Here is a 21,612-nt window from a genome sequence, read left to right as displayed (position 1 = left end):
CCGGCGGCTCCGGAAGCGGGTGAGGCCCCCGCGGACCATGTCCGCGGGGGCCTCACCGTGCCTGCTGGGCGCGAGCGTCAGACGTTCGACGCGACGTTGCCGAAGGCGGGGTTCAGGACGCCGATGACGTTGGCCGAAAGGCCGGAGACGTTCACCGGGACGTGGACCGGGACCTCGGCGTGGTTGCCGGAGGCGATGCCCGGGGACATGGTGGCCGCGCCCTCGGCGTTCGCGTCGGCGAAAGCAGCTCCGGCGGACGCGCCCGAAGCGATACCGGCGACGGCGACGGCCAGAACAGCCTTCTTGGCGATGCTCATGAGAAAAATTCCTCCAGATGTACGGTCCGCCCCCGAACCGCGGAGGCGCACGCTGCGAAACGCGTGGGCCGCACGGATGACACGGGGCGGGACCGCGATGCGCCCGATCTGGTCAATAAGCAGACTGTGGGATCAGCGCATCGGTGCCGAATGGCGCGGGACGCCGTGTCAGTGGTTGACGCCGTGGTTGCCGAAGACCGGGTTCAGGACGCCGATGACGGACACGGTGTTGCCCACGACGTTGACCGGGATGTCGATCGGGGCCTGGATCACATTGCCCGAGACGACGCCCGGGGACTTCTCGGCCTTGCCGCAGGCGTGCGCACCGTCCGTGGCCGAGGCGAGGCCGGAACCGGCGGCGACGAGCCCGCCGGCGACGAGGGTGACAGCCGCGGCCTTCTTCAGGTTCTTCACTTCTAGCTCCTCATTGCGATCACCGCGGCCAGCCGCCGCAGCACGCCCTGAGAACGCGCCGGGGGCGCGCGAGGATGCGCCATTCGAATGACATCCACACGACGGTATGAATCTCATACCGGAAGGGAACCATTCGCCGGGCGGTCGGTAGGAGGCCCCGCTCGTGCGCCGGTGCGCGCGCCGTCAGCCCGCCACGCCGTGTCGTACGGCCCAGAGGGCGGCCTGGGTGCGGTCCGCGAGGTCGAGCTTCATCAGGATGTTCGACACGTGGGTCTTGACGGTCTTCTCGGAGAGGACCAGGGCGCGGGCGATCTCCCGGTTCGAACGGCCGTCGGCGATCAGGCCGAGCACCTCGCGCTCCCGCTCGGTGAGGGAACCGCCTCGGCCCTGTCCGGTGCCGGTCTCCTCCTGGGAGAGCAGGGCGCCCGCCACCTCGGGCTGGAGCAGGATGTGGCCCGCGTGGACGGAGCGGATGGCGCCGGCCAGGGCGTCGGGGTCCACGTCCTTGTACACGTAACCGGCGGCTCCGGCGCGCAGGGCGGGGACGACCGTGCGCTGCTCGGTGAAGCTGGTGACGATCAAGACCTTGGCCGGGTTGGCCAGTTCGCGCAGCTTGCGGAGGGCCTCCACGCCGTCCATGCCCGGCATCTTGACGTCCATGAGTACGACGTCGGGCCGCAGCTCCTCGGCGCGGGCGACTCCTTCCGTGCCGTCGGCCGCCTCGCCGACGACCTCGATGTCGTCCTGGATCTCCAGGAACGTGCGCAGGCCGCGCCGGACGACCTGGTGGTCGTCGACCAGCAGGACCTTGATCGCGTCAGCCACCGGGGACCTCCATCTCGATCGTGGTGCCCTTGCCGGGCTCCGATTCCACTGCGAGCCGGCCGCCGGCTCCGCTCGCCCTGTCCCGCATGGAGACCAGGCCGAGATGGCGGCCCGCGCTGCGGACCGTCCGCGGGTCGAAGCCCGAGCCGTCGTCGGTGACGCGGAGCACCGCGCCCGCGCCGCGCTTGTGGAGCGTGACCTCCACCTTTTCCGCTCCCGAGTGGCGCAGGGCGTTGTGCAGCGCCTCCTGGGCGACGCGCAGCAGCGCCTCCTCCTGGGCGGCGGGCAGGGCGCGGATGCCGCCGGTCTCAAAGGTGACGTGGGCGCCGTGGGCCCGGTCGAGGACCTGGATCTGGGTGCGGAGCGTGGCCACCAAGCCGTCCTCGTCGAGAGCGGCGGGGCGCAGCTCCACGACGGCCGCGCGCAGTTCGTCGGTCGCCTCCGCCGCCAGCTCCACGACGTGCTGAAGCTCTTCCTTGGCGCGGTCCGGGTCGCGGTCCACGAGCTTGGCCGCGGCCTGCGCGGTGAGGCGGAGCGAGAAGAGCTTCTGGCTGACCGCGTCGTGCAGTTCGTGGGCGAGGCGGGAGCGCTCCTCGGCGATGGTGAGCTCGCGGCTGCGCTCGTACAGGCGGGCGTTCGTGAGGGCGATCGCGGCGTGCTGGGCGAGGATGCCGAGCAGTTCCTCGTCCTCCTGCGTGAAGCCGCAGCCGCCCTGGGGCTTGGGGCATTTCTTGTTCGCGAGGAACAGGGCGCCGATCGTCTCGTCGCCGTCCTTGACGGGCAGGCCGAGGAAGTCGGACATGTCGGGGTGGGCCGCGGGCCAGCCCTCGAAGCGGGGGTCCTCGCGGACGTCGGCGAGGCGCTCGGTGCGGGCCTCGCGCAGCATCGCGGCGAGGATGCCGTGCTGGCGCGGCAGGGGGCCGATGGCCTTCCACTGCGCGTCGCTGACGCCGTCGACGACGAACTGGGCGAAGCCGCCGTGGTCGTCGGGCACGCCGAGCGCCGCGTACTCGGCGTCGAGCAGTTCGCGCGCCGAGGCGACGATCGTCTTGAGGACGTCGCGCACCTCGAGGTGCCTGCTCATGGCCAGAAGCGCGGCGCTCACCGCGGCCAGGCCAGTCCGTGGACCGTGACTCATGACCTCACCGTACCGGTGAGGTGTGACAGTCCGTATCGGACCGGTGGCGGGCTCCGCCTAGGGCTCCGGGCGTAGGGCGAAGGGCCCTGCGGCGTCGCGACCCGCGCCGGAGGTGCCTGGTCCCCGCCCGTTCCTAGGTTGAAGGCGTCGGAAGGCGTCGAGCTCAGGACGCGGGAACACCGGAGCAAGGGGACGGTTGTCATGGCGGTAGCGATCATCACGGGGGCGTCGCGGGGGTTCGGCCGGGCGCTGGCGGCCGGGCTGGCCGGGCGGGGCTGGGATCTCGTCCTGGACGCGCGGAACGCGGCCCCGTTGGAGGAGGCCGCGGCGCGGCTCGCCGGGCACGGCGGGAAGGTGCGGGTCGTGCCGGGCGATGTGACGGACGGCGGGCACCGGGCGGCGCTGGTCGCCGCGGCGCGGGAGCTGGGCGGGCTCGATCTGCTGGTGAACAACGCGGGGGTGCTGGGGGTGGAGCCGCTGGTGACGCTGGAGGAGCTGCCGGCCGACGCGTTCCGGCGGGCCCTGGAGGTGAATGTGGTGGCGCCGCTGGCGCTGGTCCAGGAGGCGCTGCCGCTGCTGCGGCGCGCGCCGGCCGGTGCGGTGGTGAACCTGACGTCGGACGCGGCCACGGAGGCGTACCGCACCTGGGGCGGCTACGGGGCGACGAAGGCGGCCCTCGACCAGGTGTCGGCGGTCCTCGCCGTGGAGGAGCCGGAGCTGCGGGTCTGGGCGGTCGATCCGGGTGGGATGCGTACGGAGATGCTGGCGGCGGCCGAGCCGGACGAGGATCTCAGTGAGGTGCCGCGGCCCGAGGACGTGGTGCCCGCCTTCGTGCGGCTGCTCGACGAGCGGCCCGCCAGTGGCCGGTACGCGGCGCCCGCTCTGCTGGAGGTGCGATGACTCTCGCGCTGCGGGTCCCGGAAGAACTGCTCGCGCGGGTCCCTGCCGAGCAGCGGGGGCCGGGCCTGGACAGATCGTCGGTGCGGATGCTGGTGTCGCGCGGGACCGCGGTGGCCCATCACCGGTTCACGGAGCTGTCGGACGTGCTGCGGGCCGGGGATCTGCTCGTCGTCAACACCTCCCCCACGCTGGCGGCCGCCGTGGACGGAACGCTCGGGCACGCGCGCGTGGTCGTGCACTTCTCGACGCGGGGCGACGGCGGGCGCTGGGCGGTCGAGCTGCGGGAGCCGGACGGGCGGGGCACCACGCGCCCGCGCGCGGGTGGGCCGCGGGGCTCGGTCGTGGCGCTCCCCGACGGCGTGCGCCTGGTGTACGAGGAGCCTCTGTCGGCGGACGGGGAGCGGCTGTGGTGGGTCCGGGCGAGCGGGGACGTGCCGGCTCTGCTGCGGGCGCACGGGCGGCCGATCCGCTACTCCTACACACAGCGGGACCAGCCGCTGTCGGCGTACCAGACGGTGTTCGCGCTGCACGGCCATGGATCGGACGACGGGGCGGGCAGCGCCGAGATGCCGAGTGCGGCGCGGCCGTTCACGGATCGGGTCGTGGCGGAGCTGGTGAGCCGGGGAGTGCAGTTCGCGCCGATCACGCTGCATACGGGGGTCGCGTCGGCGGAGTCGCACGAGCCTCCTTATGGGGAGCGGTTCGAGGTGCCCGAGGCGTCGGCCCGGCTGATCAACGCCGCGCGGGCCGGGGGCGGCCGGGTCGTCGCGGTGGGGACCACCGCGGTGCGCGCCGTCGAGTCGGCCGCCGGTGACGACGGAGTGGTGCGGGCGGCGCGCGGCTGGACGGAGCTGGTGGTGACGCCGGAGCGCGGGGTGCGGGTGGTGGACGGGCTGCTCACCGGGCTGCACGAGCCGGAGGCGTCCCATCTGCTGATGCTGGAGGCGATCGCGGGGCGGGAAGCCGTGAGCCGTACGTACGAGGAGGCGCTGCGGGGGCTCTACCTGTGGCACGAGTTCGGGGACGTGCACCTCATCCTTCCGGAGGAGAAGCCTGACCGTGCGCATTGCAGCAGCAACTTTGCGTGAGTCGGCAACGCTCCGGATGTGACCCCGCACATAGGGCACAGGTCACGTACGAAGGTCTTTAGTGGAACGAGGAAGGACTTAAGTCCCGAGGCGGGGCGGGGGCTGGGGGTCGGGAGCGGCCTCCCGGCCCCCGTTTTTCGCGCCCTGGTCCACTACCCGGCTTCGTACGTCACACCTTTGCCACGGTTTTTTGCGGCCGCTAAGAATGGCCACCGTCGCTCAGCGCCGCGGGGTTGTACCCGCGGCGTTCGTGTCCCAAACACGGCATCCGTATCCCGGACCGGTGGGCGGCTTCCGTTCTTCGAGAGGTCCCCGTCTCCATGTCCAGGCACCGCACCTTCGGTCATAGTCCGCTGACCCGCACCCACAAGCTCTCGGTCGCGGGTGTCGCCGCTCTCGGCGCCGCCGCCCTCGCGGCCACGCTGGTTCCGGGCCACGACACGCAGGCCTCCGCGAAGGACGAGACCGTCGCCGCCGCCCCGGTCGCCTTCACCTCGAACGCCGGTGCCCAGCAGATCAAGGCCGTGCAGGCCGGTGTCGCCCACCAGCAGGCCACCGCCGACGCGCAGGCCAAGGCCGCCGCGAAGAAGGCCGCCGAGGACAAGGCGAAGGCCGACGCCGCCGCGCAGGCCAAGGCCAAGGCCGACGCCGAGGCGAAGGCGAAGAAGGAGCGCGAGGCGAAGGCGGCCGCGAGCCGGTCCACGCAGCGCACCGCCACGGTGACGCAGGCGGCCGCTCCGACGTACGCCAACAACCTCGACGGCTGGATCCGTCAGTCCCTCGACATCATGAAGTCCAAGGGCATTCCGGGCAGCTACGACGGTCTGTACCGCAACATCATGCGGGAGTCGACGGGCAACCCGAACGCCGTGAACGGCTACGACATCAACGCGCAGAACGGCACGCCGTCGATCGGCCTGCTCCAGGTCATCCAGCCGACGTTCTCCGCGTACCACGTGTCCGGCACGTCGTCGAACATCTACGACCCGGTCGCCAACATCACGGCCGCCGCGAACTACGCGGCCGACAAGTACGGCTCGATCGACAACGTGAACAGCGCGTACTGAGACCCGTTGCCGGGACCTCCGGGTCCGGAACACGCTGACCCCCACGGCAGAGAAGGGCGGCACCCCCACGAGGGTGCCGCCCTTCTCTGTCGTTTCCGCCGCCCGGTTACTTGCGCATGACCTCGGGCTCGTGGCGGCGCAGCAGGCGCGCGACCGCGAAGCCGCAGATGACGCCGAGCACGATCAGGACCGTGAGGTCGATGCCCCACTGGGTGACCGAGTGCTCCCACAGCGGGTCGAGGTTGTTCGGGTTCTTCTCGTCCCAGGGCGGCATGACGTGCGAGAGGTCGAGCGTGGCTCCGGCGGCGCCGACCGCCCAGCGGGACGGCATCAGCCAGGCGAACTGCTCCAGGCCGATGGAACCGTAGATCTGGAACAGCACGCCGGTGAAGACGACCTGCACGATGGCGAACATCACGAGCAGCGGCATCGTCTTCTCGGAGGTCTTCACCAGCGAGGAGATGACCAGGCCGAACATCATCGAGGTGAAGCCGAGGGCGATGATCGAGACGGTCAGCTCGATCGCCGGCGGCATCAGCAGCCCCTCCTTGGGCAGCTCGCGCGGCGTGAAGGCGATGGCGCAGATGATGACGCCCTGGATGGCCGTGATGACGCCGAGGACGATCACCTTGGACATCAGGTACGCGGAGCGGGACAGGCCGGTCGCCCGTTCCCGTTCGTAGATGACGCGTTCCTTGATCAGTTCACGGACCGAGTTGGCCGCGGCCGAGAAGCACATGCCGACCGCGACGATGAGCATGATGGTGCCCGCGTCGCTGTTGAACTTCTTCGGCGGCTTGGGCGGGCCCAGGCCGAAGTCGGCCGGGATGACCACGGAGACGATGCCGAGGACCGCGGGCAGGATCACCATCAGGCCCATGAAGCCCTTGTCGGACGCGATGACCGACACATAGCGGCGGATCAGCGTGAACAGCTGGGCGCCCCAGGGCTGCGGCTTGGGCGGCCTGACGGCGGCGGGCGGCGGCATCTGTACGGACTGCGGGGCGACGGCGTCGATGTCGGCGGCGTACATCTGGTAGTGCTGCGAGCCCTTCCAGCGGCCCGCCCAGTCGTAGTCGCGGTAGTTCTCGAAGGCGGAGAAGACATCGGCCCAGGTGTCGTAGCCGAAGAAGTTGAGGGCTTCCTCCGGCGGGCCGAAGTACGCGACGGCGCCGCCCGGCGCCATCACGAGGAGCTTGTCGCACAGCGCCAGTTCGGCCACCGAGTGGGTGACGACCAGGACCGTACGGCCGTCGTCGGACAGTCCGCGCAGCAACTGCATGACATCGCGGTCCATGCCCGGGTCGAGGCCCGACGTGGGCTCGTCCAGGAAGATCAGCGACGGCTTGGTGAGCAGCTCCAGGGCCACCGAGACGCGCTTGCGCTGGCCGCCGGAGAGGGAGGTGACCTTCTTCTCCTTGTGGATGTCCAGCTTCAGCTCGCGCAGCACCTCGTCGATGCGCTGCTGGCGCTCCTGCTCGCTGGTGTCCGCGGGGAAGCGCAGCTTGGCGGCGTACTTGAGCGCCTTCTTGACGGTCAGCTCCTTGTGCAGGATGTCGTCCTGCGGGACCAGACCGATGCGCTGCCGCAACTCGGCGAACTGCTTGTACAGGTTGCGGTTGTCGTAGAGGACGTCGCCCTGGTCCGCGGGTCGGTAGCCGGTGAGCGCCTTCAGGAGCGTCGACTTGCCGGAGCCCGACGGGCCGATGACGGCTATCAGGGACTTCTCGGGGACGCCGAAGGAGACGTCCTTGAGGATCTGCTTGCCGCCGTCGACGGTGACGGTCAGGTGGCGCGCCGAGAAGGAGACGTCACCGGTGTCGACGAACTCCTCGAGGCGGTCGCCGACCAGGCGGAACGTGGAGTGGCCGACGCCGACGATGTCGTTCGGGCCGAGCAGGGCGGTGCCGCTCTTGGGGATCGGCTGGCCGTTGACGTACGTACCGTTGTGCGAGCCGAGGTCGTGGATCTCGAAGCGGCCGTCGGGCATCGCGTGGAACTCGGCGTGGTGGCGCGAGACCTGGAGGTCGGAGACGACCAGCTCGTTCTCCAGCGCGCGGCCGATGCGCATGACGCGGCCGAGGGACAGCTGGTGGAAGGTGGTGGGGCTGCGGTCGCCGTAGACCGGCGGCGCCCCCGCGACTCCGCCGGGTCCCTGCTGCTGCGGCATCCGCTGCGCCGGCGGCTGCGGCCACTGCTGATGCTGCGGCGGTGACTGCTGCTGCGACTGTTGCTGCGGAGGTGCCTGCTGCGGCGTCTGCTGTTGCCAGGCAGGCTGCTGGTACTGCTGGGGCGGTGGCTGCTGGGCGAGGCCCGCGGCCTGCTGCTGCGCCTGGTGCGGTGCGGCCTGGGCGGCTTGTTTCGCCTGCCCTGCCTGCGCCGTCTGTCCGCCCTGTGCCGAGACGGCGGCGGCCCGGGCGCTGCCCTGCACGTTCAGGCACGGCCCGTCCGTGGAGTTGCCCAGGTGCACCGACGAGCCGGGCCCGATCTCCATCTGATGGATCCGCTGCGCCTGCACGAACGTGCCGTTGGTCGAGCCGTGGTCTTCGATGACCCAACTGCGGCCGCCCCAGCTGATCGTGGCGTGCCGCCAGGACACCCGTGCGTCGTCCAGCACGATGTCACCCCCCGGATCGCGCCCGAGGGTGTACGACCGGGACGGATCGAGCGTCCAGGTCCTGCCATTCAGTTCCAGTACGAGTTCAGGCACTCCACGCCCCACTGAGTTGTCCCCCGAGTTTTCCCCCGACATGGGAAGTCTAGGGATGTCGAACATCCTGAGGAACTATTTCAGGAACGCCCCCGCGGCCGAAAGTTGGGCCTGGCACGAAGGGTGGTGAAGTCCCTTCCGCGCCTCCCGAGGAGCGCCGGTGACCGCCCCGTTGACGGGGTGCGGCCGACACCCGGAGAGTGGTGGGTGCCCACAGGGCGATGCCGTAAGGATCGGGGGGTCCTGATGGAGACCGGCCGGCAGGGGACACGAAGCGGCACCGCGCCCGCCGTGCGGTGGGGCGATGTGCTGCTGTCCGCCGTCGCCGCGGTGAGCTGGGCGTTCATCGGGATGGCGGGGGTCGCGGCGCTCGGGCTGCATCTGCTGGACGCGGACGCGGCGGGCTCGCTGGGGCCCATGACGGCGGCGGTCGTGGCGCTCGGTGTCGGCGGGCGGGTGACGCCCTCCGGGGACGTCTCGGCGTTCGGTCTGGACAGTGCGCAGGCCCACACCTCGATCGATGTCGCGCCGCTGGGCGTGGGTCTGGTGGGGGCGCTGTTGCTGAGTTGGTTCTTCCTGCGGTCCCTGCGGGCGGCGGGAGTTGAGATCTCGGCGGGCGAACTGCTCGCGCGCGTGGGTGCGGTGGTGCTGCTGTTCGTGGCGATGCTGGGCGGGCTCGCCTGGGCGGGTCACGACATCATCACGATTGACGGTTCGAAGCTGGGGCTGAACGACATTCCGGGCGCGGGGGGTCTGCCGGGCGGTATCGCGGACAAGCTTCCCGGCGGCCTCGGGGACGCGCTGCCGGACCGGCTCGGCGATCTGGTGAAGGCCGAGGCGAAGATCGGCTTCACGGTGCAGACCGGGGCGACGCTGCTCGGCGGTGCCGCCTTCGTGCTCGGGGTGCTCCTGATCGCGCTGCTCGCGTCCCGCCGCACGCCGTTGCCGCCCGCTCTGGGCGCGGTCCACCGGGTGGTGCGGCCCGCCGTGTCGGCGCTGGTGACCGTGCTCCTCGTGGCGGTTCTCGCGGGGCTGGCCGCGGCGGCGTACGCGATGACCGGCGACGACCACCCCGAGCGGATCGCGGGCGCCGCGCTGCTGGGGGCGCCGAACGGGGTGTGGATCGCCGTCCCCCTCGGCCTGTTCGTGCCGTGGGACGGCCACGCGACCGGCGCGCTGACCAAGGTGCTGCCACACCCGCTGGACGATCTGCTGCGGGTGTCGGCGGACCGGCCCGTCACGCCGGGCCGGCTCGCCGAACTCGACAGCAGGGTCTGGCTGCTGGCCGTCGCCATGGCGCTGATGATGCTGTTCGCCGGGGTGCTGACGGCGGTGCGCTCGCCGGTGGTCCGGGCTCCCTGGGGCTTCGCCGGGCGCTGCGCGCTGCGGCTCGGGGTCGTCACGGCGCTCGCGCTGCCGCTCCTGGTCTGGCTGACGGACATCTCGGCGAACGCCGCTCTGTCGGTACTGGGCTTCGACGCGTTCGGCGCGGGCCTCGATCTGCACGGCCGGCTCGGCATGGCGCTGCTGCTCGGGGCGGCCTGGGGCGCGGGGGCGGGGGCGCTCGGGGCGCTGCTCGCGTGTGCGGCCCGTGCCGCGGGCAGCCGGGTGGCGCCCCTGGCCCGGCCGACGGCGCCGGAGCGGCCGGGCGAGCCGACGGGCCCGTACTCGCCGAGCAGGCCGTACCGCCCGGCGAACCCCGACACGAACCCGTACCTGAAGAACCCCTACGACCGGCGCGCCGGGAACGGGGTGGACGCCGCCCCGACCGTGGCGAGCCCGGTGGCACCCGAGCCGCGCCCGCGCGGCCAGGGCTCCGACTGGCCGTCCCCTCCCCCGCCACCGCCGCCACCGGGCCCGGCCAGGGACCGCCGCCGGCCGCCGCCGGACCCGTCCGGCGGCTGAGCGACGGGGGCGCGGCGCAGGAGGCGTCCGGCACACACCCGGACCGCCTCGGAGACGCCCGCACCGCGCCCACCCGGAGGGCAGCCGCAGCGCAAGACCTGTCCGGCACTCGGACCACCCCCGCGCCCCCGTACAGAGGCCCGATACCGTAAGGGCATCATGAGCGCCTCGCAGCCCCAGCACCTCGCTGATGCCCCGACCGACACCCCGACCGTGCCGGCCGACGTCCCGACTCTTCTCGTCAAGATCTTCGGCAAGGACCGGCCCGGCATCACCGCCGGGCTCTTCGACACCCTCGCCGCCTACTCCGTGGACGTCGTCGACATCGAGCAGGTCGTCACCCGGGGGCGCATCGTGCTGTGCGCCCTGGTGACCGAACCGCCGGCCGGCCTCGCAGGCGACCTGCGGGCCACCGTCCACAGCTGGGCGGAGTCCATGAAGATGCAGGCGGAGATCATCTCCGGCATCGGTGACAACCGGCCGCGCGGCTCCGGCCGCTCCCTGGTCACCGTGCTCGGGCACCCGCTCACCGCGGAGTCGACAGCCGCGATCGCCGCGTCGATCACCGACACCGGCGGCAACATCGACCGTATCTTCCGGCTCGCCAAGTACCCGGTCACGGCCGTGGAGTTCGCCGTCTCCGGCACGGAGACGGAGGAGCTGCGCACGGCGCTCGCCATAGAGGCGGCGAAGCAGGGCGTGGACGTGGCCGTCGTCGCGGCCGGGCTGCACCGGCGCGCGCAGCGGCTCGTCGTGATGGACGTCGACTCGACGCTGATCCAGGACGAGGTCATCGAGCTGTTCGCGGCGCACGCGGGCTGCGAGGACAAGGTCGCCGAGGTGACGGCGGCGGCGATGCGCGGCGAGCTGGACTTCGAACAGTCGCTGCACGCGCGCGTGGCGCTGCTCGAAGGGCTCGACGCGTCGGTCGTCGACAAGGTCAGGAGCGAGGTGCGGCTCACGCCCGGCGCCCGCACCCTGATCCGTACGCTGAAGCGTCTCGGCTACCAAGTGGGCGTGGTGTCGGGCGGGTTCACGCAGGTCACTGATGATCTGCAGGAGCGGCTCGGCCTCGATTTCGCGCACGCCAACACGCTGGAGATCGTCGACGGGAAGCTGACCGGCCGGGTCACCGGCGAGATCGTGGACCGGGCGGGCAAGGCCCGGCTGCTGCGCCGGTTCGCCGAGGCGGCCGGGGTGCCGCTCGCGCAGACCGTGGCGATCGGCGACGGCGCCAACGATCTGGACATGCTGAACGCGGCGGGGCTCGGCGTCGCCTTCAACGCCAAGCCGGTGGTGCGCGAGGCGGCGCACACCGCGGTGAACGTGCCGTTCCTCGACACGGTCCTCTATCTGCTGGGCATCTCGCGCGAAGAGGTCGAGGCGGCGGACGCGCAGGGCGCGTAGCACTCGTACGCGGCACGAAGGGGGCCCGGCGCGACGCCGGGCCCCCTTTCCGTGTTCCTCGTGTCCGTGGACGTACGGGGATCTACTCGCTCGGCGCCCAGTAGTCGACGAGCGTGGCCGTACCGGGTTCCAGGCCCTTCCAGGGGCCGGAGAAGGTGAGCACGGAGAAGGCGGCGGTCGGGAAGCCGCGCTGGTCGAGCCGCTCACGCGCGTCGCCCTCGGCGTCCGCGGTGAGGATCTCGGTGAGGGCCTGCACACCGGGGTTGTGGCCGATCAGCACGATGTCGTTCACCTCGTCCGGCGTCTCGTTGAGCACGGCGATCAGCTCGCCCGGCGACGCCTCGTAGATCCGCTCCTCGTACACGGTCTTCGGGCGGTCGGGCAGCTCGGCGACGGCGAGCTTCCAGGTCTCGCGGGTGCGGGCGGCGGTCGAGCAGAGGGCCAGGTCGAAGGTGACTCCCGAGTCGGCCAGCCTGCGGCCGGCGACGGGGGCGTCCCTGCGACCGCGCTCGGCCAGCGGCCGCTCGTGGTCGGAGACCTGCGGCCAGTCCGCCTTGGCATGCCGGAAAAGGACAATCCTGCGGGGTTCTGCGACGCTCATGGGTCCCAGCTTCGCACGAAACCGGGCACGGGGCGCAGGGAGTTGACGGGCTCGCCCGGCAGGGGTGAACGGGCCTGGACACGGGCTCGGCGGTGTCCGCGGCCTACGGCAGCAGCAGGTCCTTGGCGCGGGCCAGGAGGTGGGCGACGGACGGGTCGCCGGTCGCGGCCCGGCCGTCGGCCGGGTTGAGGATCAGCAGGAGCAGCGTCACGAAGGCGATGGCCGGCAGGACGACCGCCCACCAGGGCAGCCGGATGTCGACGCCGCCCGAAGCTGCCGGGTGGGACCGGGTGTGCGAGGGGGCCGACATGAACGCCTCCGGGATCCGTGACGCCGTGCGCACGGACGACCGGCCCGGTCGCGTACGTCTTCGTCGTCTGCTGTGCCGCCGTCTCCCAGCGACACTTCGACGGTACGGATCGCGGGGCCCCGGGCCCATCCGGTGATCCACCCAGTTGACCCTGACCCTGGCCCCCTAGGGGATGGTGGAGTTAACCCCACCCTCCCCCGGCCGGCGGGTCACCCGGTCACGGTGAGGCGAGGGTGGCGATGACGGCGACGACGACGGTGACGAGCAGCATCAGGCCGAGGACTCCGAGGAGCTTCTTCTGGCCGTTCTGCGGATTGGGTTCGAGCACAGGCGACATGCGGCAAGTGTCGCACCCGTCCCCGAACGTCAGGACGCGGGGGCCAGTTCGTCCTCGACCGTCCGGTTGCGGCCCGCGAAGACGCCGATGACGATCTGCGGCACCATCAGCGCGGCCATGAGCGCGATCGGCACGCCCCAGCCGCCGCTGTGCTGGTAGAGGACGCCGACGAGGAGCGGTCCCGGGATCGAGATGAGGTACCCGGTGGACTGGGCGAACGCGGAGAGCTTGGCGACGCCGGCGCCGGTGCGGGCGCGCATGCCGACCATGGTGAGGGCCAGCGGGAAGGCGCAGTTGGAGATGCCGAGCAGGATCGCCCAGGCCCACGCGCCGGAGGCGGGGGCGAGGTAGAGCCCGGCGTATCCGGCGAGGCCGCACACGCCGAGGGCGATCACCATCGGGCCCTGGCTGGGCAGCCGGGCGGCGACGCGCGGGATGACGAAGCCGAGCGGCACGCCCATCACCATCGTGACGGCGAGCAGGATGCCCGCGGTGGACGCGGAGACCCCGGCGTCGCGGAAGATCTGCGCCATCCAACCCATCGTGATGTACGCGGCCGTGGCCTGGAGCCCGAAGAAGACGGCGAGCGCCCAGGCGGTGCGGCTGCGGGTGATGCGCAGGCCGTCCTCCGCGGCGTGGCCGGCCCGGGTCGGTGCGGCCGGCTCGGCGGGGCCTCGGTCGCGCACCAGCGGGATCCAGGCCAGCAGGGCGACGGCGCCGAGCGCGGCCCACACGGCGAGCCCGGTCTGCCAGCTGCCGCCGAGACCGTCGGTCATGGGCACGGTCGCGGCGGCGGCGAGCGAGGTGCCGGCGGCGAGTGCCATCGAGTAGAGGCCGGTCATGGAGCCGACGCGGTCGGGGAACCAGCGCTTGACGATGACGGGCATCAGGACGTTGCTGACCGCGATGCCCATGAGGGCGAGGGCGCTGGCGACCAGGAACCCGACGGTGTTGCCGGTGTAGGGGCGGATGATCAGGCCCGCGGTGATCGCGGCCATGCCGAAGCAGACGACGGCGCCCGCTCCGAACCGCTTGGCGAACCGCGGTGCCATGACGCCGAAGACGGCGAAGCAGAGCGGCGGTACGGAGGTGAGCAGTCCGGCGAGGCTGCCGCTCATGCCGAGCCCGTCGCGGACCTCTTCGAGGAGGGCGCCGAGGCTGGTGATGGCCGGCCGCAGGTTCAGGGCGGCGAGGACGATGCCGACGGTGACGAGGCGTATCGCCCACGCGCGCGGAGCCGCACCGTCGTCCTTCTGTTGAAGAACGTCCTTCCCTTGGAGATCGTCCTGTTCACGCAGGTCGCGGGAGATCGGGGAGTCGGTGCTCGGCGGCGCCATCGTCGGGGTGTCCTCACTAGCCATGAGACCCATCTTAGAATCATGGGATGATTGACTGTCCAATCGGTTCCGTCGGTTGTGCCGCCGGTTCGCTACTGTTCACAGTCCGTCCGCACGAAGGAACGCCATGCCGCTGACCTCCCCCAGGCGCTCGGCCCTCTCCGAGCAGGTCATCTCCGCCCTGCGCGCCCAGATCTCCTCGGGCGAGTGGCCGGTGGGCTCCCGGATCCCGACGGAGCCGGAGCTGGTGGAGCAGCTGGGTGTGGCGCGGAACACGGTGCGGGAGGCGGTGCGCGCCCTCGCGCACAACGGGCTGCTGGACATCCGGCAGGGCTCGGGCACGTACGTCGTGGCGACGAGCGAGCTGGCCGGGGTGATGCAGCGCCGGTTCGCCGAGGCCGATCCGCGGCACATCGCGGAGCTGCGCTCCACGCTGGAGTCCAGCGCGGCGAAGCTGGCCGCCGTGCGGCGCACGGAGCGCGATCTGAAGCAGCTGGACGCGCTGCTCGTACGCCGTGAGGAGGCGTGGGAGTCGGGCGACACGGAGGCGTTCGTGACGGCGGACGCGACGTTCCACATGGCCGTGGTGGCGGCGTCCCACAACGACGTGATGACGGCGATGTACGCGGACCTCGGCGAGGTGCTGCGGGACTGGCTGCGCGAGGACGTGGGCGAGCGGCTCACCGCGGAGAACCACATGGACCACGCGGGGCTCGTCGACGCGATCCGGGACGGCGACGCGGAGGCCGCGGCCACGGAGGCGGCGGGCTATCCGTTCCTGTGCCGCCCGGGGCGGTTCACCGCCCTGCCCTCCGGTGGCTGACCCACACGTCCCGCACCTTCTTCCAGCACCGCCCGTCGAGCCGCACCGTCTCGGCGGGGCCCACCTCCCGCGGCGCCGAGTCGGTGTCGATGTCCCACCACGGGGCGCACTCGATGTGCAGGGCGACGGCGTCGACACCGGGGTACGGGTTGTGGCAGTCGGCGCTCACGCGTGAGCCGTCGGTCTCGATACGGCACTGGGCACCGAAGAGTTCACGTTCGGGCTTGGCGGGCTGTTCGTCGGACGCGGCGTCGTACGGGAGTACGGCGATCAGGAGTACGACGGCGAGGGCTGGGGCTATGCGTCGGGGCAGGCGCACAAAGGGACCTCCTCGCACCCAGGGTGCGGTGAGGTCCCTCGTGTGTGCCCGGCCGGTGGGCCGAACGGGCTACGTGCTCGATCAGGCGCCGATGGCGTGCAGGCCGCCGTCCACGTGGACGATCTCGCCCGTGGTCTTCGGGAACCAGTCCGACAGCAGGGCCACGATGGCCTTGCCGGCCGGCTCCGGGTCGTCCAGCTTCCACTCCAGCGGGGAGCGCGAGTCCCAGACGGCGGCGAGGTCGCTGAAGCCCGGGATGGACTTGGCGGCCATCGAGCCGAGCGGGCCGGCCGACACCAGGTTGCTGCGGATGTCGTGCTTGCCGAGGTCGCGCGCCATGTAGCGGCTGGTGGCCTCCAGGGCGGCCTTGGCCGGGCCCATCCAGTCGTACTGCGGCCAGGCGAACTGGGCGTCGAAGGTGAGGCCGACGACGCTGCCGCCCTCCGTCATCAGCGGCAGCAGCGCCATCGTCAGCGACTTCAGGGAGAAGGCGGAGACGTGCATGGCGGTGGCCACGGACTCGAACGGCGTGTTCAGGAAGTTGCCGCCGAGCGCGTCCTGCGGCGCGAAGCCGATGGAGTGCACGACGCCGTCGAGACGGTCGCCGAGGTGCTCACGGACCTGGCCCTCCAGGCGGGCGAGGTGCTCGTCGTTCGAGACATCGAGCTCCAGCACCTTGACCTTGTCGGGCTGGGGCAGCTTCTTGGCGATGCGCTCGGTCAGCGTCGGCCGCGGCCAGGCGGTGAGGATGATCTCCGCGCCCTGCTCCTGCGCCAGCTTCGCGGCGTGGAAGGCGATGGAGGACTCCATCAGCACACCGGTGATGAGGATCCGCTTGCCCTCGAGGATTCCGCCAGTACTAGTCATCGTTCTCAGTGACCCATGCCCAATCCGCCGTCAACCGGGATGACGGCTCCAGTGATGTACGAGGCGTCGTCGGAGGTCAGGAACTTCACCACTCCGGCGATCTCCTCGACCTTCGCGTACCGGCCGAGCGGCACCTGCGACACGATGCCGGCGCGCTGCTCGTCGGTCAGGGCCTGGGTCATGTCGGTGTCGACAAAACCCGGGGCGACGACGTTGAAGGTGATGTTGCGCGACCCCAGCTCACGGGCGAGGGAACGCGCGAAACCGACCAGACCCGCCTTCGAGGCGGCGTAGTTCGCCTGCCCCGCGGAGCCGAGCAGGCCGACGACGGAGGAGATCAGCACGACGCGGCCCTTCTTGGCGCGCAGCATGCCGCGGTTGGCACGCTTCACGACCCGGAAGGTGCCGGTGAGGTTGGTGTCGAGGACGGACGTGAAGTCCTCCTCGGACATGCGCATGAGGAGCTGGTCCTTGGTGACGCCGGCGTTGGCGACGAGCACCTCGACGTTGCCGTGCTTCTCCTCGATCTCCTTGTAGGCCTGCTCCACCTGCTCGGTGTCGGTGATGTCGCACTTGACGGCGAGCGCCCCGGCGTCGATGAGCTCCTTGGGTGGCTCGCCCGAGCGGTAGGTGAACGCGACCTTGTCGCCTGCCTCGACGAAGGCACGGGCGATGGCGAGGCCGATGCCCCGGTTTCCTCCGGTGACGAGAACCGAGCGGCTCAACGGATCACCCTTTCGATAGCGGTGGTGGTCTTCGAAACCTATCGGTACGACCCTTGGTACGGAGAATCGACCACCGACAGTGGCGTACTCGACTCACTGTCGGGTCCCTACAGAAAGGTCTGGCCGCGCACCCCTGTCCCGCGACATGATCAGAGCCCGCCTGTGGCGAGGAAACGCGACAACCGCGATGAGCAGGGAGGCCCTGTGCCCCATACGATCGATGAAGCCTTCACGGCGCTGCCGCTGCGGGCCCTGGCCGACGCGGCGCTCGCCCGCGCCCGTGCTTTGGGCGCCGAGCACGCGGACTTCCGCTTCGAGCGGGTGCGCGGCGCCGCGGTCCGCCTGAGGGACGCCCGGCCGGCCGGGTCCTCCGACACCACCGACCTCGGGTACGCGGTGCGGGTGGTGCACGGCGGCACATGGGGCTTCGCCTCCGGGGTCGACCTGACGATGGACGCCGCGGCGAAGGTCGCCTCGCAGGCCGTGCAGATGGCCAAGCTGAGCGCGACGGTGCTGAAGGCGGCGGGCTCCGACGAGCGCGTCGAACTGGCCGCCGAGCCGGTCCACGACGACAGGACCTGGATCTCCTCGTACGAGGTCGATCCCTTCTCGGTGCCCGAGGAGGAGCGGGCCGGACTGCTCGCCGACTGGAGCGCGCGGCTGCTCGCGGCCGACGGGGTCAGCCATGTCGACGCCTCGCTGCTCGCCGTCCACGAGAACAAGTTCTACGCCGACACGGCCGGGACCGTGACGACCCAGCAGCGGGTCCGGCTGCACCCCCAGCTCACCGCGGTCGCCGTGGACGACTCCAGCGGCGAGTTCGACTCGATGCGCACCGTGGCGCCGCCGGTCGGCCGGGGCTGGGAGTACCTGACGGGGACGGGCTGGGACTGGGAGCGGGAGCTGGCCGAGATCCCGGAGCTGCTCGCCGAGAAGATGCGGGCGCCGAGTGTCAGAGCGGGCAGTTACGACCTGGTCGTGGACCCGTCCAATCTCTGGCTGACCATCCACGAGTCCATCGGGCACGCCACCGAGCTGGACCGCGCGCTCGGCTACGAGGCGGCGTACGCGGGCACCTCCTTCGCCACGTTCGACCAGCTCGGGAAGCTCAAGTACGGCTCCGAGATCATGAACGTGACGGGCGACAGGACCGCCGAGCACGGGCTCGCCACCATCGGCTACGACGACGAGGGCGTGGCCGGGCAGTCCTGGGACCTGGTGAAGGACGGGACGCTCGTCGGGTACCAGCTCGACCGCAGGATCGCGCGGCTCACCGGGTTCGACCGGTCCAACGGGTGCGCGTACGCCGACTCCCCCGGGCACGTGCCCGTACAGCGGATGGCGAACGTGTCGTTGCAGCCCGATCCCGGCGGCCTGTCGACCGAGGACCTGATCTCCGGGGTGGACAACGGGCTGTACCTGGTCGGCGACCGGTCCTGGTCGATCGACATGCAGCGGTACAACTTCCAGTTCACCGCGCAGCGGGCGTACGCGATCCGCGGCGGGCGGCTCGCCGGGCAGGTGCGGGACTTCGCCTACCAGGCGACGACGACCGACTTCTGGGGCTCCATGGCGGCGGTCGGCGGCCCGCAGACCTATGTCCTCGGCGGTGCCTTCAACTGCGGCAAGGCCCAGCCCGGCCAGGTCGCCGCCGTCTCGCACGGCTGTCCCAGCGCACTGTTCAAGGGCGTCAACATTCTCAATACGACGCAGGAGGCGGGTCGATGAGCCCTCGTAGCAGCAAGCCCCACGAGACCGTCGAGCGTGCCCTGGAGCTGTCGCGGGCCGACAGTTGCGTCGTCATCGCCGACGAGACCTCGACCGCCAATCTCCGCTGGGCGGGCAACGCGCTGACCACGAACGGCGTGACGCGCGGCCGCACCCTCACCGTCGTCGCGACCGTCGACGGCAAGGAGGGCACGGCGACGGGTGTCGTGTCCCGGTCCGCCGTGACCGCCGCCGACCTCGAACCGCTGGTCCGCGCCGCCGAGGAGGCCGCCGCCAAGGCCGGGCCCGCCGAGGACGCGCAGCCGCTGGTCGACGGCGTACCGCGGTCCTCCGGGTTCACGGAGGCCCCGGCCGAGACCTCGTCGGCCGTGTTCGAGGAGTTCGCGCCCGCGCTGGGCGAGGCGTTCGCGCGGGCCCGGGCGGGCGGGCGCGAGCTGTACGGCTTCGCCAACCACGAGCTGACCTCCAGCTACCTCGGTACGTCGACGGGGCTGCGGCTGCGCCACGACCAGCCGAACGGGACGCTGGAGCTGAACGCCAAGTCGCCGGACCGCCGGCGCTCCGCCTGGGCGGGGCGCTCCACGCGGGACTTCAAGGACGTCGACCCGGCCGCGATGGACGCCGAGCTGGCCACCCGGCTCGGCTGGGCCGAGCGCAGGATCGAGCTGCCCGCGGGCCGCTACGAGACGCTGCTGCCGCCCACCGCCGTCGCCGATCTGCTGATCTATCTGCTGTGGTCGGCGGGGGCGCGGGACGCCGCCGAGGGCAGGACCGTGTTCAGCAGGCCCGGCGGCGGCACCCGCGTCGGCGACCGGCTCAGCGAGCTGCCGCTGACGCTGCGCAGCGATCCGCACGCGCCGGGCCTGGAGTGCGCGCCGTTCGTCCTCGCCCACACCTCGGGGGACGACGCGTCCGTCTTCGACAACGGGCTGCCGGTCACCGCCACGGACTGGATCTCCGGCGGCGAGCTGAAGCACCTGACGACGACCCGGCACAGCGCCGCGCTGACCGGGCTGCCCGTCGCGCCCGCCGGGGACAACCTGATCCTGGACGGCGGCTCGGGCAGATCGCTGGAGGAGATGGTCGCCGCCACGGAGCGCGGGCTGCTGCTGACCTGCCTGTGGTACATCCGCGAGGTCGACCCGGCGACGCTGCTGCTGACCGGGCTGACCCGCGACGGCGTGTACCTGGTGGAGAACGGCGAGGTCGTGGGCGAGGTGAACAACTTCCGGTTCAACGAGTCGCCGGTCGACCTGCTGCGGCGGGCCACCGAGGCCGGGCGCACGGAAAAGACGCTGCCGCGCGAGTGGGGCGACTGGTTCACTAGGGCTGCGATGCCGGCCCTGCGGGTGCCGGACTTCAACATGAGCTCGGTCAGCCAGGGCGTCTGAGCGCTTTCCGATCGCCCATAGACTGGTCGGGCACCCATCAGAACTGTTCAAGGAGACCCGGAACCGTGACGGACATCGTCGACGAGCTGAAGTGGCGTGGGCTGTGGGCCCAGTCCACTGACGAGGACGCACTGCGCAAGGCGCTCGCGGACGGTCCGATCACGTTCTATTGCGGCTTCGACCCGACCGCGGCCTCCCTGCACGTCGGACACCTGGTGCAGGTGCTCACCATGCGCCGCCTCCAGCAGGCGGGCCTGCGCCCGCTGGCGCTGGTCGGCGGCGCCACGGGCCAGATCGGCGACCCGCGCCCGACGGCGGAGCGCACGCTGAACGACCCGGAGACCATCGCGAACTGGGTGACCCGGCTGCGCTCGCAGATCGAGCCCTTCCTCGACTTCGAGGGCGAGAACGCGGCGGTCATGGTGAACAACCTGGACTGGACCGCCGGGATGTCCGCGATCGAGTTCCTGCGCGACATCGGCAAGCACTTCCGGGTCAACAAGATGCTGACCAAGGACTCCGTGGCCCGGCGCCTGGAGTCGCAGGAGGGCATCAGCTACACGGAGTTCAGCTACCAGCTGCTCCAGGGCATGGACTTCCTGGAGCTGTACCGGCGCTACGGCTGCACGCTCCAGCAGGGCGGCTCCGACCAGTGGGGCAACCTCACGGCCGGTCTCGACCTGATCCACCGCCTGGAGCCGGAGGCGACGGCGCACTGCATCGCGACGCCGCTGATGGTGAAGGCCGACGGCACCAAGTTCGGCAAGACCGAGGGCGGCGCCGTCTGGCTGGACGCGGACATGACCACGCCGTACGCGTTCTACCAGTTCTGGCTGAACGTGGACGACCGTGACGTCTCGACGTACATGCGGATCCTGTCCTTCAAGTCCCGCGAGGAGCTGGAGGCGCTGGAGGCGCAGACCGAGGAGCGCCCGCAGGCCCGCGCGGCCCAGCGCGCGCTGGCCGAGGAGCTGACGACCCTGGTGCACGGCGCCGACCAGACGGCAGCCGTGATCTCCGCGTCGAAGGCGCTGTTCGGTCAGGGCGACGGCAATCTGGCGGATCTGGACGAGGCGACGCTCGCCGCCGCCCTGTCGGAGCTGCCGAAGGCCGAGGTCACCGAGCTCGGTCCGGTCGTCGACCTGTTCGCCGAGGTCGGCCTCGTGGCCAGCAAGTCGGCCGCGCGGCGGACCGTGAAGGAGGGCGGCGCCTACGTGAACAACGTCAAGGTCGCCGCCGAGGACCACGTACCGGCCACGGCGGATCTGCTGCACGGGCGCTGGCTGGTCCTGCGCCGCGGCAAGAAGAACCTCGCGGCCGTCGAGGTCAAGGGCGCCTAGCGTCCCAGCAGTACGGAGCAGCGCCGAGGGCGCTGTCGCTTCCGCCGGGCGGAAGGGGCAGCG

21 protein-coding genes are annotated in these 21,612 nt (G+C 71.5%); 9 read left to right on the top strand and 12 right to left on the bottom strand.

All coding sequences use genetic code 11. The annotated features are described in order from the left end of the window. Window positions 1-77: 77 nt before the first annotated feature. The 4 genes from K377_RS31960 to K377_RS31945 form a co-directional block, all read right to left on the bottom strand. On the bottom strand, window positions 78-317 hold the full coding sequence (locus K377_RS31960) for a chaplin (RefSeq protein ID WP_111667063.1): 240 nt from the start codon (window positions 315-317) through the stop codon (window positions 78-80). A 168-nt stretch (window positions 318-485) separates the two neighbouring features. Then, on the bottom strand, window positions 486-731 hold the full coding sequence (locus tag K377_RS31955) for a chaplin (RefSeq protein ID WP_111667062.1): 246 nt from the start codon (window positions 729-731) through the stop codon (window positions 486-488). A 183-nt stretch (window positions 732-914) separates the two neighbouring features. Continuing rightward, complete coding sequence (locus tag K377_RS31950; RefSeq protein ID WP_111667061.1) at window positions 915-1,556, bottom strand: response regulator transcription factor; 642 nt, start codon at window positions 1,554-1,556, stop codon at window positions 915-917. Beyond that, the gene (locus K377_RS31945) at window positions 1,549-2,694 is read right to left on the bottom strand and encodes a GAF domain-containing sensor histidine kinase (protein WP_111667060.1); all 1,146 of its coding nucleotides are present in this window, start codon (window positions 2,692-2,694) and stop codon (window positions 1,549-1,551) included. The genes K377_RS31950 and K377_RS31945 overlap by 8 nt, the downstream gene beginning before the upstream one ends. A gap of 201 nt (window positions 2,695-2,895) precedes the next feature. Between K377_RS31945 and K377_RS31940 the strand changes: the two genes are divergently transcribed. From K377_RS31940 to K377_RS31930, 3 genes are all read left to right on the top strand, one after another. Next, the gene (locus K377_RS31940; protein ID WP_111667059.1) at window positions 2,896-3,594 is read left to right on the top strand and encodes an SDR family oxidoreductase; all 699 of its coding nucleotides are present in this window, start codon (window positions 2,896-2,898) and stop codon (window positions 3,592-3,594) included. Continuing rightward, window positions 3,591-4,682 carry an S-adenosylmethionine:tRNA ribosyltransferase-isomerase gene (locus K377_RS31935; RefSeq protein WP_111667058.1) on the top strand — a complete coding sequence of 364 codons (1,092 nt, stop codon included), beginning with the start codon at window positions 3,591-3,593 and terminating at the stop codon, window positions 4,680-4,682. The genes K377_RS31940 and K377_RS31935 overlap by 4 nt, the downstream gene beginning before the upstream one ends. 320 nt (window positions 4,683-5,002) lie before the next feature. Continuing rightward, on the top strand, window positions 5,003-5,749 hold the full coding sequence (locus tag K377_RS31930) for a transglycosylase SLT domain-containing protein (RefSeq protein ID WP_111667057.1): 747 nt from the start codon (window positions 5,003-5,005) through the stop codon (window positions 5,747-5,749). Window positions 5,750-5,855: 106 nt separating this feature from the next. On the opposite strand, the gene K377_RS31925 is transcribed toward K377_RS31930, so the two are convergent. Next, window positions 5,856-8,501: an FHA domain-containing protein gene (locus tag K377_RS31925; RefSeq protein WP_202455131.1), complete on the bottom strand. Its 2,646-nt coding sequence runs from the start codon at window positions 8,499-8,501 to the stop codon at window positions 5,856-5,858. 204 nt (window positions 8,502-8,705) lie between these two features. On the opposite strand from K377_RS31925, the gene K377_RS31920 reads away from it, so the two are divergent. Further along, window positions 8,706-10,364 carry a streptophobe family protein gene (locus K377_RS31920; RefSeq protein ID WP_111667055.1) on the top strand — a complete coding sequence of 553 codons (1,659 nt, stop codon included), beginning with the start codon at window positions 8,706-8,708 and terminating at the stop codon, window positions 10,362-10,364. Between the two features lie 159 nt (window positions 10,365-10,523). Continuing rightward, the gene (gene serB, locus K377_RS31915; RefSeq protein WP_111667054.1) at window positions 10,524-11,771 is read left to right on the top strand and encodes a phosphoserine phosphatase SerB; all 1,248 of its coding nucleotides are present in this window, start codon (window positions 10,524-10,526) and stop codon (window positions 11,769-11,771) included. Between the two features lie 82 nt (window positions 11,772-11,853). Here serB and K377_RS31910 read toward each other — a convergent pair whose 3' ends face one another. The 4 genes from K377_RS31910 to K377_RS31900 all read right to left on the bottom strand — a co-directional run bounded on the left by K377_RS31910 (window position 11,854) and on the right by K377_RS31900 (window position 14,380). After that, on the bottom strand, window positions 11,854-12,372 hold the full coding sequence (locus tag K377_RS31910) for a histidine phosphatase family protein (protein ID WP_111667053.1): 519 nt from the start codon (window positions 12,370-12,372) through the stop codon (window positions 11,854-11,856). A gap of 103 nt (window positions 12,373-12,475) precedes the next feature. Beyond that, window positions 12,476-12,682, bottom strand: a complete 207-nt coding sequence (locus tag K377_RS31905) for a hypothetical protein (protein ID WP_111667052.1) — start codon at window positions 12,680-12,682, stop codon at window positions 12,476-12,478. A gap of 217 nt (window positions 12,683-12,899) precedes the next feature. Beyond that, window positions 12,900-13,019 carry an SGM_5486 family transporter-associated protein gene (locus K377_RS42490; RefSeq protein WP_258395194.1) on the bottom strand — a complete coding sequence of 40 codons (120 nt, stop codon included), beginning with the start codon at window positions 13,017-13,019 and terminating at the stop codon, window positions 12,900-12,902. Window positions 13,020-13,048: 29 nt separating this feature from the next. Continuing rightward, window positions 13,049-14,380 carry an MFS transporter gene (locus tag K377_RS31900; RefSeq protein WP_181512689.1) on the bottom strand — a complete coding sequence of 444 codons (1,332 nt, stop codon included), beginning with the start codon at window positions 14,378-14,380 and terminating at the stop codon, window positions 13,049-13,051. Between the two features lie 103 nt (window positions 14,381-14,483). On the opposite strand from K377_RS31900, the gene K377_RS31895 reads away from it, so the two are divergent. Further along, entirely contained in the window at window positions 14,484-15,179 is a 696-nt protein-coding gene (locus K377_RS31895; RefSeq protein ID WP_111667050.1) for a FadR/GntR family transcriptional regulator, read from the top strand. Here K377_RS31895 and K377_RS31890 read toward each other — a convergent pair. The 3 genes from K377_RS31890 to fabG all read right to left on the bottom strand — a co-directional run bounded on the left by K377_RS31890 (window position 15,154) and on the right by fabG (window position 17,090). Next, entirely contained in the window at window positions 15,154-15,498 is a 345-nt protein-coding gene (locus tag K377_RS31890; RefSeq protein ID WP_111667049.1) for a hypothetical protein, read from the bottom strand. The two genes, K377_RS31895 and K377_RS31890, sit on opposite strands and share 26 nt — an antisense overlap. Window positions 15,499-15,579: 81 nt before the next feature. After that, a complete protein-coding gene (fabI, locus tag K377_RS31885; RefSeq protein ID WP_111667048.1) occupies window positions 15,580-16,365 on the bottom strand; it encodes an enoyl-ACP reductase FabI in 786 nt (261 codons plus the stop codon). 5 nt (window positions 16,366-16,370) lie between these two features. Further along, entirely contained in the window at window positions 16,371-17,090 is a 720-nt protein-coding gene (gene fabG / locus K377_RS31880; protein ID WP_111667047.1) for a 3-oxoacyl-[acyl-carrier-protein] reductase, read from the bottom strand. 204 nt (window positions 17,091-17,294) lie between these two features. Here fabG and K377_RS31875 point away from each other — a divergent pair, with 204 nt between their 5' ends. The 3 genes from K377_RS31875 to tyrS all read left to right on the top strand — a co-directional run bounded on the left by K377_RS31875 (window position 17,295) and on the right by tyrS (window position 21,549). Continuing rightward, a complete protein-coding gene (locus tag K377_RS31875) occupies window positions 17,295-18,818 on the top strand; it encodes a TldD/PmbA family protein (protein WP_111667046.1) in 1,524 nt (507 codons plus the stop codon). Further along, window positions 18,815-20,209 (top strand): metallopeptidase TldD-related protein, encoded by a 1,395-nt coding sequence (locus K377_RS31870; protein ID WP_111667045.1) that lies wholly within the window; start codon window positions 18,815-18,817, stop codon window positions 20,207-20,209. The genes K377_RS31875 and K377_RS31870 overlap by 4 nt, the downstream gene beginning before the upstream one ends. A gap of 65 nt (window positions 20,210-20,274) precedes the next feature. Further along, entirely contained in the window at window positions 20,275-21,549 is a 1,275-nt protein-coding gene (gene tyrS / locus K377_RS31865; protein ID WP_111667044.1) for a tyrosine--tRNA ligase, read from the top strand. Window positions 21,550-21,612: the final 63 nt, after the last annotated feature.

The sequence above is a fragment of the Streptomyces sp. PsTaAH-137 genome (assembly GCF_003259365.1).
GTDB lineage: Bacteria > Actinomycetota > Actinomycetes > Streptomycetales > Streptomycetaceae > Streptomyces.
The sequence above is the reverse complement of the archived record's forward strand: the minus strand, read 5'-3'. Positions and strand labels throughout refer to the sequence as shown.